Genomic DNA, 12,020 nt, shown 5'->3' on the forward strand with positions numbered 1-12,020 from the left:
CGACACAGTCTCCAGGGATGGGGAAACTGATACAGGAAGTATCGGACAAGGATGACAGGCACAGGATGTGTTTTCACAGGAAGTGAAACTACGCCAACAGGATGTTGGTGATTGCGGCAAAGGATGCCAGAGTTCTCCAGGATGGAAAGTTTCAGTGCCCCGGATGGCGCAAGACATGGACAGTTGAGTATGGATACTCTTCAGGGATGGAATGTGGACACGCTCACGGACGGAGCAGGCTCGGTCAAGGGATAACCGGGTGAGAAGGAAAGTACGCAAGTACAGGGACAAGCAAGGGATAGACACGGACGACGCTGGAAGCAATTCGTACGCATGGATGGTGCAGGGAGCACAACAATAGCTGGATGGCTTAACAGAGAAACAGATGGGTGCGGTTCGTAAGAATCGCACCCTTTCTTATTTCTGGGGTTGCATTAACTTAGTGCGGGCACTGCCTATTCAGTGTTAAGGCGCCGCCTGCTCAGATTTCAGGTACAGCCTAATATCTGTCAGAAGCTGCTACCTAAAGGCGCGGCCGGCACTAGTCGGGATCGTGGACGTGGGAGTTGTCCTGAATGGCGTTGCCTGACATCCTGAAATTCATCAGCAGTTTGCCCATCACGCCGACGCTCACAAGCTCAAACGCACTCACAGGCACCAGCAAGCGCTCACCAATCCTGACACTCAGCGGCAACTGCCGGAGCTGCAACTGCCACGCGAGCCGCAGCTGCCACCCACAGTGCCGCGCGCGGTCGGCGCTTCCATCCACTGGGGCTCAGGGAAGATAGGCCATTCAATTTTTTGAATCTTCTTGCCAAGCATATGAATATGCCCGCGATACAGGTTCACCCCGTCGGTCGAAAACTCAAACAGATAACAGGCTTTCCAGCCGATGCCGGTGCTGCTGCCCAAGGTCGGTCTTGCATTGAGCTGGGCAATAGCAAGCAGTTGTACCCGTTGCCGTTTACACTCTTTTTCGGTAAACAGTTTGGCTATCTCAGACATTTGTCTCAGCTGCCAGAAAAAGGCGGCCACCATGGCCACAAAAAGAAGAAGAAGCAGATCTGTCATCATGATTTGGTTGCCTTGAATAGTCCGCCGATGGCCGTCGACAGCGCATCGGAGCGCTCAGGGTCCCTCAGTGCCATCAACAGGGCGGTGCGAAGCGCAGGGATTGCCACAATATCAGCAAATACCTGATTGAAAAAGTCTTGCTCCTGCAGTGCCAGCGCTTCGAGAAAGCGTTTGCGACAGCCGTCATCCCTAAGCGACAACCAATTACGGCCGGCAATGGCAATCAGCTGATTGGCATCGAGGCGCCCAGATTGCGCCAGCGTATCAATGGCGCGCACACCGACGTCCGGGCGGCTGCCCAGCGCTCTAAGGGCATACAGGTCCAGTGGCGCTGCGCTTGCTGTGGCAAGCTCAAGCAGGCTGTTGGCAAGCGACTCAGGCAGTAATACGTGTTCAAGGCACTGGCAAAGCGCAATCACAACCTCGGTCGGCGCTGTGCTGAGCGCGCACTCCACCATGGCGGCATGATCAAGTTCATTGAGGCGAACCACTATGTCTGCAAGCCCCTGAAAGCCGACATTTACCCAGGCATCGCTTGGCAGCTGGCCACTCAGGTATTGGGCGGCATATTCATATTGACCGGATGCGGGGCGGCCGAGCTGACGGCGCACCAGCGCATTGAATACGGCCAGCTTTTCCTGGGCCGGCTTGAAACTGAAAGGATGGTTGGCCATCCGCTGCTGCTCATCTTCGCTGAGGGTGCGGGTTAAGTCTTCGCCCAGCGCATCGAGGATCATCTTGATAAACTGGCTGCGCGGCGCCGGGCTTAACAGGCCGCGCTCATCCAAAGGCAGGCTGATAAACCAGACAAAGTACTGTTCGCTCGCATCCCAAAACACCAATGCCATCTTCGCATGCCCCTGGATAGGGTAAGGGTAGGGGGATTGCAGCGCCTCGATTTGCGCAAAGGCCATGGCATCGATATGTTGCACACGCCGACCCAAATCGTACACCTGAAACTGGGTTTTGGCGGTGGAGAGAAACTGACTGATGCTGGTGATTTCTGCCATTTTACTGCGGCCCTGTGTGGTTAATGCTGCCCGGTTGAAGGCATCGGATTTGCATAAGGCGCCATTATAGGGATAAGCGCCGCAAGATGGTACAATTGCGCTTTTGGTTGTGGCGCCGACTAGGTCTCATTCTGCTATGTCTCATTCTGTTATGTCTCACCCTGAGCTTGCTTCGCTGCTGGTGCAGCTTGAACTGAGCCTGAAACATCATGGCCTTTGGCAGTCGGCTGCGCCGTCCGCTGCAGCCCTTGCCAGCAGCGCCCCCTTTTGCTGCGATACCCTGAGTTTTGAGCAGTGGCTGCAGTTTATCTTTATCCCCAGGGTCAATGCCTTGCTGGACGCTGGCCATACTCTGCCACGCCCCATGGCGCTGTTACCCATGGCCGAGCATGTGTGGGCGGCAAAGCCTGAGCTTACGCCACTTGTTCAGCTGATTGCTTTATTGGATGACACTGTAAATGCATCAAGATGATTTGCCCGGCAGCGCCGATATCGCCTTTGCCGACACCGCGCCCCATATCGAGATTTTGTATGAAGATGAGGCGCTCGTTGCCATTCATAAGCCTGCGGGGCTTTTGGTACATAGAAGCTACCTTGCCCGCCGTGAGCATTGGTTTGCAATGCAGCTGACGCGGGACCTGGTCGGTTGCCATGTGTTTCCGGTGCATCGCCTCGACCGGCCAACCTCGGGTGTGTTGCTGTTTGCCAAATCGAGCGAAGTGGCCAATGCTCTCTGTAACCAGTTTGCCAATCACACCGTCTGTAAAACCTATCTTGCCTTGGTGCGCGGCAACATGCATGAGGCGGGCATTCTCGATTACCCGCTCAAAGAAGAGCTGGATGAGCTTGCCGACAAAGACGTGGATCCCGATAAACCGGCTCAGGATGCCATCACCCACTACCTGCCGTTGCTGAATACCGAAATTCCCTATTATTCAGGGCGTTATCCCTCAAGCCGGTTTGCGTTGATGCAGCTGCTGCCGCAAACCGGCCGCAAGCATCAGCTAAGACGCCACATGGCGCATTTGCGCCACCCAATTATTGGCGATACGACCCATGGTGACGGCAAGCAAAACCGCTTTTTCCGCGAGCATTTTGGCCTGAATCGCTTATGGCTGATTGCCAAGCGGCTGGAGTTTATTCATCCGCTCACCGGTGCGCCGATAGCGGTTGAAACCGAACTGGAACCCGAGTGGCTGACGGTATTTGCAGGGCTTGGCTGGACTGATGCCGAGCTTGATAGCAATAGTGCTATGCTGCTGGCTGCGACCTGAGCGCTTGCTGACGCATTCCCTGAGTAAGGATATTCGATGTGTTTGACGGGCTAAAACTCACGGTTTAGCCCTGTTTTTTAAGGCGGGCTTTGATCTCGGCGAGGCTTACAAAGCCTGCCACCTGAGAGAGTGGCGCTTCATTCCACAGCCGCTGGCTTTGAAAATACTGATTGCGCCTGTGCTGACAGGCTTTGTGCTGTTTTTTACGGCAGGTTGGCTGCATCAAAGATTCCTCTGGCAGGTTGCCCATCCCTTGTGTGAAAAGACCGCTGACATCCTGCCCCGGCACAGAGACTGACACACCGCGGCGCCACACTCACCTAAAACCTGCACTAAAGTAACATAAAACCGCCGTTGCCATCCAGCCGTCTAAAGGAGGAGTCTGGAAGGTATAGGCGCTTCGAACCACTTGCCCAAGCTTGGCGCAATAGCGTATGTTGAGTGCTATATTGCTGATAAATCGATAGTAAGTTTAAGGAATAGCCCTATGAAAACGGTGGATTTAGTGTTTGGCACCGTGTACGGCAGTGCCCAGTTTGTCGCCGAAACCCTCAGTGATGAGCTTAAAGGCCTCGGGTATGCGCCCAGACTGTGGCAACCCCATGAGCTATCGGGCTTTACCCCGTGCAATGGCGGCCTGTTGATTGTGGTGTCATCCACCACCGGCAGCGGCGATTTGCCCGAGGACATACAGCCTTGGTATTACCGCTTAAGCAGTGCCGGGCTTTATCTGCCCTCGCTGCATTTCAGTGTGGTTGGACTTGGGGATTCCTCCTACAGCGACTTTTGCGGTGCCGGTGAAAAGCTGCAGGCGCTGCTGACGGAACTTGCGGCCAAGCCGGTATTACCGCTGTTTCGCATCGATGCCATGGAAACCATGGAGCCGGAAACCGAGGCAAAAACATGGCTGATGCAGTGGCATCAACGCATCGAGAGCGGCCTGGTCGCTTAAGCCGGGTCAACCGGCACTGGTTTCGCTTCGCCCAGCGTCTGTCGCAGACGCTGCTTATTCCCATTGCCATTTTACCGGCTGCGGGGCTGATGATTGGCCTTGCGACCAATCCCTTGCCCTTTATCCCCGACGCGCTGAATGTGCTGATGCTGAGTGTCGGCAAGCTGATTTTTGACATCATGCCGATGCTGTTTGCCATTGCGGTGGCCATTGGGTATTGCCGCGATCAGGGCATTGCGGCCTTTTCTGCCGCCTTTGGCTATGGGGTGCTGCTCTCAACCCTCGCCGCCGCGGCCAAGGTACATCATTTGCCGACCCAGGTGGTGTGGGGCACGCCGACCATAGACACCGGCATTGCCGGCGGTATGGCGGTGGGGGCTATCACCTGTATCGCGGTGCGCCTCAGTGAGCGGCTTAAACTGCCAGCGGTATTTTCTTTTTTTGAAGGCCGCCGCAGTGCGCCCCTTATCATGATCCCGCTGGTGATGCTGCTCGCGGTATTACTGGCTGTGTTGTGGCCGCCGCTTGAGCATCTGATTGAGCGGGCGTCCAACTGGGCGCTGTATCAGGAGCCTGCCATTGCCTTTGGTTTTTACGGCATGGTGGAGCGACTGTTGCTGCCACTTGGGCTGCATCATATCTGGAATGCGCCGTTTTACCTTGAGATTGGCCAGTATCAAACCGGCACTGAAATGGTGCGCGGTGAGATGGCGCGCTATCTTGCGGGCGACCCATCGGCCGGAAACCTTGCCGGCGGCTACCTTATCAAGATGTGGGGCTTGCCTGCCGCGGCGCTGGCTATCTGGCGCTGTGCCGATAAAGAGCAGCGTAATCGCGTGGCCGGGGTGATGCTTTCGGCTGCGGCGGCAAGCTGGCTTACCGGCGTGACGGAGCCGGTGGAATTTGCGTTTTTGTTTGTGGCACCGCTGTTATACCTGCTGCATGCGGTGCTCACCGGCCTTGCCTACAGCGCCTCTATTTTGCTCGATGTGCATCACAGTGTGGTGTTCTCCCACGGCTTGGTGGACTTTGTTTTGTTGCTGCCGCAGTCGAGCAATGTCAGCTGGTTTTATGTGCTCGGGCCGCTTACCTTTGTGATTTATTACGTGCTGTTTCGCGGCTGCATTCTCGCTTTTAACCTTAAAACCCCCGGCAGGCTTGAAGCCGACACAGGGCAGCAGCGCAATCTGCTCACCCTGGTGTCCGCCCTTGGCGGCAGCGGTAACATTACCGAGCTGTCTGCCTGCTTAACCCGGCTTCGGATAAGCGTTGCCGACCCTGCGCTGGTTGATAGGCAGCGGCTGATGTCCCTTGGCGCAAAAGGCGTGATTGTGCTTGGCAGTGGCGTGCAGGTGGTGTTTGGCACCAAGGCCGAGACGCTGCGAAAGCTGCTGCAGCGTTATCTGGATTCCCGCCGCTGATTGATAAATCCGCAAAACTTACTGCTGTTTTATAAATTAATATCATCCTCACCGGCTTGATTATCCTGTTTTATGATGTTTTTTGGCGATATTGGCGGCAATACGCCGGTTTGTGGCATGCTGTCTTTAGGTCATGAATTGAGGGGGATGACAGTGTCTTTAAAATTACCACGCCGGGTGCTGATTACCGACTGCGCCGACGCCAAGGGGCTGATTGCCAAGATCACCGGCGTTTGCTTTGATTTTGGCCTTAACATCATCAAGAACGATGAGTTTGTGGATAACACCGAAGGCCGCTTCTTTATGCGCACCGAGCTTGAAGGCGATTTCGATGAGCCCAGACTGCTATCGGCATTGTACGAGGTATTGCCCGCGCAAAACCATACTGTGCTTAAGCCCGGTGGCCGTAAGCGAGTGGTGGTGTTGGTGACCAAAGAGGCTCATTGCCTTGGCGATCTCTTGATGAAATCCTATTACGGCGCGCTGGATGTAGAGATTGCGGCCGTGGTCGGCAACTACGACAAGCTTGCCGCCCTGACGGAAAAGTTTGATATTCCGTTTCATTATGTCAGCCACGAGGGGCTTGACCGACATCAGCACGAGGCAGCGCTGCTGGAAGTGATTGAGCCCTATGGCGCCGATTATCTGGTGCTGGCCAAGTTTATGCGGGTACTCACACCTGAGTTTGTCGCGCGTTACCCCAACCGCATTATCAACATTCATCACTCGTTTTTACCGGCCTTTATCGGCGCCAATCCGTATCGTCAGGCGTGGGAGCGCGGGGTGAAGATCATCGGTGCCACGGCGCATTTCGTGAATAATTGCCTCGATGAAGGGCCTATCATCAAACAGGATGTGATCCACGTTGACCATAACTACAGTGCGCTGGAAATGGCCCGTGCCGGCCGTGATGTGGAAAAATCGGTATTAAGCCGCGCCCTTGGTCTGGTACTGGCCGATAAAGTGGTGGTGTATGGTAATAAAACTGTGGTGTTTTAATGGGTTAAGCACAAGCTAACGCAGCAGCTTATGCAACAAATCACTCAACAACTGAAAAAGGCGCCTCGGCGCCTTTTTTGTCAGTCTCAAGTCTATTCATCAAAATTGACGTAGAGCATCTCATCCTGATTAACCATGGCCAAATCCTTGATGGTGACCTGGCCTGGCAGATAACGGGCAATGCGTTTTGCGGTTTTATCGGCGCCGTGGGCGACGGCAAAGTCGTAGAAGGTGTCGCCATTGCATACCAGCCTTGGGAAAATCCGCGCTTCATTGATGCGGTAATCCTTCATGGTGTGGGCAAACTGCACCGGACTGTTACTTATTCCGGCTTTACAGACGGCGATCAGGGTATTTTCCACGTTGGGGCTCATGGCTGCGAAGGCGCCAAAACTGGCGGCTGTGAGTGCAAGAGCGGACAAAACAGGCAGCTTTTTCATAGTACTCTCCCGGTTGTACAAAGCCCTTTCAGTAAAGCCTTCGCGGGTGATAAAAACTATGCTTAAGATATGTCATTCTGTATCTGGCTGTGACTGTCCACCGCCCGGCAATTAAGGCGCCCGGCCAAAGGGGATAAGATGGCATGCAATCTTCCAAGCGTTTGATTAGTGCCGGGGGTAATCCACCGAGCTTGGCTGGCGGTGGATAATTATTTGGCGGATGGGCAATAAAAAAGCAGGCACAGGGCCTGCTTTTTTAGTTTGTGTACCAGTTAATCAACGATACGCAGCAGTTCGTTGATCCCCACTTTGCCGCGGGTTTTCTCATCCACTTTCTTCACGATAATTGCGGCATACAGGTTGTACTTGCCACAGGAAGACGGCAGGGTGCCGGAAACCACCACTGAGCCTGCCGGTACGCGGCCGTAGTGAATTTCACCGGTTTCACGATCGTAAATGCGGGTGCTTTGACCGATGTACACGCCCATGGAGATCACTGAGCCTTCTTCCACCACGACGCCTTCGACGATTTCAGAGCGGGCGCCGATAAAGCAGTTGTCTTCGATGATGGTCGGGCCGGCCTGCAGCGGCTCCAGCACGCCGCCAATGCCTACGCCGCCGGAGAGGTGCACGTTTTTACCAATTTGCGCGCAGGAGCCCACGGTGGCCCAGGTGTCGACCATGGTGCCTTCGTCAACATAGGCACCGAGGTTAACGTAAGATGGCATCAATACGGTATTTTTACCGATAAAGGAGCCACGGCGCACGGCTGCAGGTGGTACCACGCGGATCCCCTCGGCGCGAAAACGGGCATCGTCATAGTCGGCAAACTTCATCGGTACCTTGTCAAAGTACTTGGTTTCGCCGCCATCAATCACGCCGTTGTCGAAAATACGGAACGACAGCAGCACCGCCTTTTTCAGCCACTGGTTAACGTGCCACTGACCGTCAATCTTCTCGGCCACGCGCACTTCGCCTTTGTCGAGCATGGCGAGCACAGTTTCCACGTCGGCACGGACAGCCGGCTCAACAGTGGCTGGGGTGATGGTGGCGCGAGCTTCAAAAGCCGCCTCGATACGCTGGCGTAAAGCTTCCATTAAAGGATCTCCCGTCTTCAGATAAAAGGATTAGTGAATTGCACTCGGGGACAGGGCGCCAACCAGCGCCTCCCTGAGCTGTTGCTGCTCTGTGTCATCGAGGGCCTGGCCCTCGCGATTCTGCAGCACGAAAAAGTCTTCCGCCCGCTCACCGATAGTGGTGATTTTCGCGGCCAGCAGGGTAATTTCGCAGCGGTAAAAAATGTCGCCGACCCGCGCAAGCAGCCCGGGCATGTCCAGTGCGATGAGTTCCATCATACTTGTACCATGGCGGCTGCCCGGCAGAAAACTGACCTGTGTCGGTACATTAAAAGGTTTCATCTTGCGCGACAGCTTACGAAACTTCGGCGGCTTGGCGCTATCGCCCGACAGCGCCTTTTCAAGCCCTTTGCGGATACTTTGAATGCGCGACAGCTGCGACAGGGGCTCGCCATCCTGCTCGAGGATCACGAAGCTGTCCATCGCGTAATTATCCTTCGAGGTCATGACGGTGGCGTCATGGACGTTGATGTTTTTGTTATCCAGCACCGCCATCACGGTGGCAAACAGCTTTGGCCTGTCTTTACAGTACACAAACAGTTCAGTGCCGCCGCGGGTAGTGTGTTTGGAAATCAGCACCAGCGGTTCATCCTGGCGGTGCTTTAGAATGCCTTCGGCATGCCAGGTGATTTGGCTTGGCTGGTGGCGCAAAAAATAATCGGCCTTGAAGCGCGCCCAGAGGGCATCGAGATCTTTCTCTTTCACGCCACGGCGCAGCAGCTCCTTTTTGGCCTTGGCCTGGTATTCACGCACCCGGGCACGGATATCGACAGGCTTTTCTTTACCCCGCGCCAGCACCCGCTGGGTCGAAAAGTAAAGATCCCGCAGCAGCGAGCCTTTCCAGTTGTTCCAGGTTTTTTCGTTGGTGGCACAAATGTCGGCCACTGTCAGGCAGTAAAGGTAGCTTAAGTGCACCGCATCGCGCACCTTGGCGGCAAAATCCGCCACCACATCGGGGTCGGAAATGTCGCGCCGCTGGGCGGTGACCGACATCACCAGATGGTTTTCAACCAGCCAGCTCACCAAACGGCCGTCGTGATCGTTAAGGCCATGATCCTTACAAAATGTCAGTGCATCCACGGCGCCGAGTTTGCTGTGGTCGCCGCCGCGCCCCTTGGCGATATCGTGGAAAATAGCCGCAAGCACCAGCAGGCCTTTTTTGGGGAGCTGATTTATCAGCACCGAGCCAAGCGGAAATTCATCTTTTTGTTCCGGCTGGGAAAAACGCTCGATATTAAGCAGCAGCCTGTGGGTGTGCTCATCCACAGTGTAGGCGTGGAACAGGTCAAACTGCATCTGCCCTTCGATAGCGCGCCAGGCTGGCAGATAAGCCGAGAGAATGCCGTGTTTGTGCATTAATGAAAACGCCGAAATCCCGCGGGGGTGGCGCAGAATTTCCATAAACACCTGACGACACTCTGGATATTCCATCAGCGGCTGGGTAAGCGCCTTGCGGGCCTGGCGCAGGGAGCGAAGCGTCGGGGCGTAAATGCCGCGGATGTTGGAGTTGCGGGCTATCAGCAAAAACAGCCCCATGATGTCTTCGGGCCGTGCAAACGGCTCCTCGGCAAGTGCTTCGATAAAGCTGCCGCGGCGCTGAAATGTCTCGTTGATGGGCACTATATCGAGCGCCTTGGAGTTGCCGAGGGTGGCGCGCTTAAAGAGCTGCAGCAGCATCTCGTTAAGCTCCATCACCCGGCGCACCGTGCGGTAGTAGTGCTTCATCATCTGCTCGACCGCAAGCTGGGTCTGGTCTTCAAAGCCCATCAGCTCGGCCACCTGACGCTGTAAATCAAACAGCATCCGGTTTTCATCCCGGCCGGAGGCTATGTGCAGCGCAAAGCGGATTTGCCACAAAAACTGCTGACACTCGAGCAGCTCATCAAGCTCCTCTGGGTCAAGAAACCCATGGCCGACCAGCTCTTCAAGGCGCGAGGCGTTAAAGTGACGCATGGCGACCCAGGCAACGGTTTGAATGTCCCTGAGGCCCCCCGGGCAGCTTTTGACGTTGGGCTCAAGGTCAAAGGCGCTGGCCTTGGCATGGCGGGCGGTTTGCTCGTCGCGCTTGGCAATAAAAAAGTCGCTCGATGGCCAGAAGTCCTGACTGCGGATAGCATCGTACAGCTCACCAAACAGGATACTCTTGCCGGTCAGGAAGCGGGCTTCGAGCAAATTGGTGGCAATGGTGATATCACCGCGGCCCTGGGATAAGGTCTCGGGCACGCTGCGCACGCTGTGGCCGATTTCGAGCCCCGCGTCCCACAAAAAGGCGATAAAGTAGCCAAGTACAAACTCGGCTTCTTTTGGCAGGTTTTCATCGACCAAAAACAACAGGTCGATGTCGGAGTGGGGGTGCAGCTCGCCGCGGCCATAACCGCCCACGGCAACCAACGCCACCGGATAATTGCCAAGGCCGTGATGGCTCCAGGCATTTATCAGCAATTCATCGACGACCCGGCAGCGCTTTTTAACCAGCGAAACCACATTTTCCCTGGCCTGAAACGCCAGTGCCAATTCCTGATTAAGCGCCTGCAAAGACGCCTTGGCATCCGAAGCCGTCGTCATGACTTGCCTTATTTATGATTGATAATACGAGGGAAATCTTCTTCGTTGCGCAGGGTGAGCACTTCAACGCCGGTTTCAGTCACCAGCAGGGTGTGCTCGTACTGGGCGGAGTTTTTGCCATCGATGGTGGTTACGGTCCAGCCATCGTTTTTATCGAGCACGGTTTGATGGCGACCGGCGTTGATCATCGGCTCAATGGTGAAGCACATGCCGGGGCGCAGCACAGTGCCATCATTGTTTTTGTAGTGCATGACCTGGGGTTCTTCGTGGAAGGTCGCGCCAATGCCATGGCCACAGTAGTCACGCACGATACTGTATTTCTCAAGGCCGGTTTTGGCGCCCTTGATGACCTTTTCAATGGTGGTGCCGATTTCACCGAGTTTGACGCCGGGGCGCACTTTGCGGATGGCGGCATACAGGCTGTCCTGGGTGATGCGGCACAAGCGCTTATCCTTGGCTGACACTTCACCGACAAAGAACATCTTTGAAGTATCGCCGTGGAAGCCGTCTTTAATCACTGTGATGTCGATATTGATGAGGTCGCCATCCTTGAGCACATAGTCGGATGGAATGCCGTGGCAAATCACCTCGTTGACCGATGTGCAGATGGATTTAGGGAAGCCATGATAGTTAAGCGGCGCAGAAATGGCACCTTGCTCCTCGGTGTACTTGGCGCAGATGTCATTGAGTTCGTTGGTGGTGACGCCGGCCTTGACGAAGGGGGCTATCATCTCCAGAACGTCGGCGGCCAATTTGCCGGCGGCGCGCATTTTTTCTATCTCGGCAGCTGTCTTGATGACTATACTCATTCGGTTGTTTTCTCACCTGGTATCACTGGGAAATCACGACGCTGCCGCACCTGTATTGCCCCGCAAAAACTTGTGTCGGGGGCGGATTTATGGTATAAAGCGCGCCGTTATGTTTGACTCTAATTCACTGCCACTGGATTGCCTTCGGTGGAACCTGGCGGCCTTCGAGGTCGACCATCGCCGCGACAACCGGGCGGTGTGAGTGAAATATGGCGGCCATTATACATGGCTAATCGGTAAATACTAAATCGCACACGTGTCGACACATGCTTCGGGGTGCCTTAGGCCGCAAAACGGCTCTGGTCGAAGCCATGGGATACGTGGAGGTAGAACCCCTTTT

General features: G+C 55.2%; 13 protein-coding genes. 5 read left to right on the forward strand and 8 right to left on the reverse strand.

Features of this window, described 5'->3' with window-relative positions:
* Nucleotides 1-541: 541 nt before the first annotated feature.
* Genes KJI95_RS09480 through KJI95_RS09490 form a run of 3 tightly spaced genes read right to left on the reverse strand, consistent with a single transcriptional unit; the run spans nucleotide 542 to nucleotide 2,084 of the window.
* The gene (locus tag KJI95_RS09480) at nucleotides 542-694 is read right to left on the reverse strand and encodes a hypothetical protein (RefSeq protein ID WP_214506953.1); all 153 of its coding nucleotides are present in this window, start codon (nucleotides 692-694) and stop codon (nucleotides 542-544) included.
* Nucleotides 685-1,074: a DUF3301 domain-containing protein gene (locus tag KJI95_RS09485; RefSeq protein ID WP_214506954.1), complete on the reverse strand. Its 390-nt coding sequence runs from the start codon at nucleotides 1,072-1,074 to the stop codon at nucleotides 685-687. Before KJI95_RS09485 ends, KJI95_RS09480 begins: the two co-directional genes overlap by 10 nt.
* Nucleotides 1,071-2,084 carry a DUF3549 family protein gene (locus KJI95_RS09490; protein ID WP_214506955.1) on the reverse strand — a complete coding sequence of 338 codons (1,014 nt, stop codon included), beginning with the start codon at nucleotides 2,082-2,084 and terminating at the stop codon, nucleotides 1,071-1,073. Before KJI95_RS09490 ends, KJI95_RS09485 begins: the two co-directional genes overlap by 4 nt.
* A gap of 136 nt (nucleotides 2,085-2,220) precedes the next feature.
* On the opposite strand from KJI95_RS09490, the gene KJI95_RS09495 reads away from it, so the two are divergent.
* Together KJI95_RS09495 and truC are read left to right on the forward strand one after the other, a co-directional pair.
* Complete coding sequence (locus KJI95_RS09495) at nucleotides 2,221-2,556, forward strand: YqcC family protein (protein ID WP_250885746.1); 336 nt, start codon at nucleotides 2,221-2,223, stop codon at nucleotides 2,554-2,556.
* The gene (gene truC / locus KJI95_RS09500) at nucleotides 2,543-3,358 is read left to right on the forward strand and encodes a tRNA pseudouridine(65) synthase TruC (protein ID WP_214506956.1); all 816 of its coding nucleotides are present in this window, start codon (nucleotides 2,543-2,545) and stop codon (nucleotides 3,356-3,358) included. The genes KJI95_RS09495 and truC overlap by 14 nt, the downstream gene beginning before the upstream one ends.
* Before the next feature lie 64 nt (nucleotides 3,359-3,422).
* Here the strand turns inward: truC and KJI95_RS09505 are convergent, their stop codons facing one another.
* Nucleotides 3,423-3,581: a hypothetical protein gene (locus KJI95_RS09505; protein ID WP_214506957.1), complete on the reverse strand. Its 159-nt coding sequence runs from the start codon at nucleotides 3,579-3,581 to the stop codon at nucleotides 3,423-3,425.
* A gap of 264 nt (nucleotides 3,582-3,845) precedes the next feature.
* Between KJI95_RS09505 and KJI95_RS09510 the strand changes: the two genes are divergently transcribed.
* From KJI95_RS09510 to purU, 3 genes are all read left to right on the forward strand, one after another.
* A complete protein-coding gene (locus KJI95_RS09510; RefSeq protein ID WP_214506958.1) occupies nucleotides 3,846-4,310 on the forward strand; it encodes a flavodoxin in 465 nt (154 codons plus the stop codon).
* A complete protein-coding gene (locus KJI95_RS09515) occupies nucleotides 4,262-5,731 on the forward strand; it encodes a PTS transporter subunit EIIC (protein ID WP_214506959.1) in 1,470 nt (489 codons plus the stop codon). The genes KJI95_RS09510 and KJI95_RS09515 overlap by 49 nt, the downstream gene beginning before the upstream one ends.
* Nucleotides 5,732-5,884: 153 nt before the next feature.
* Complete coding sequence (gene purU, locus KJI95_RS09520) at nucleotides 5,885-6,730, forward strand: formyltetrahydrofolate deformylase (RefSeq protein ID WP_349356721.1); 846 nt, start codon at nucleotides 5,885-5,887, stop codon at nucleotides 6,728-6,730.
* A 92-nt stretch (nucleotides 6,731-6,822) separates the two neighbouring features.
* Here purU and KJI95_RS09525 read toward each other — a convergent pair whose 3' ends face one another.
* From KJI95_RS09525 to map, 4 genes are all read right to left on the reverse strand, one after another.
* Nucleotides 6,823-7,170, reverse strand: coding sequence for a DUF3718 domain-containing protein (locus KJI95_RS09525; RefSeq protein WP_214506961.1), 348 nt, complete (start codon nucleotides 7,168-7,170; stop codon nucleotides 6,823-6,825).
* 272 nt (nucleotides 7,171-7,442) lie between these two features.
* Nucleotides 7,443-8,267, reverse strand: a complete 825-nt coding sequence (gene dapD / locus KJI95_RS09530; RefSeq protein WP_214506962.1) for a 2,3,4,5-tetrahydropyridine-2,6-dicarboxylate N-succinyltransferase — start codon at nucleotides 8,265-8,267, stop codon at nucleotides 7,443-7,445.
* 30 nt (nucleotides 8,268-8,297) lie between these two features.
* On the reverse strand, nucleotides 8,298-10,871 hold the full coding sequence (gene glnD, locus KJI95_RS09535; RefSeq protein WP_214506963.1) for a bifunctional uridylyltransferase/uridylyl-removing protein GlnD: 2,574 nt from the start codon (nucleotides 10,869-10,871) through the stop codon (nucleotides 8,298-8,300).
* Nucleotides 10,872-10,879: 8 nt separating this feature from the next.
* Complete coding sequence (map, locus tag KJI95_RS09540; RefSeq protein ID WP_214506964.1) at nucleotides 10,880-11,680, reverse strand: type I methionyl aminopeptidase; 801 nt, start codon at nucleotides 11,678-11,680, stop codon at nucleotides 10,880-10,882.
* Between the last annotated feature and the right edge of the window lie 340 nt (nucleotides 11,681-12,020).

This window comes from Shewanella jiangmenensis, from assembly GCF_018596335.1.
Lineage (GTDB): Bacteria > Pseudomonadota > Gammaproteobacteria > Enterobacterales > Shewanellaceae > Shewanella > Shewanella jiangmenensis.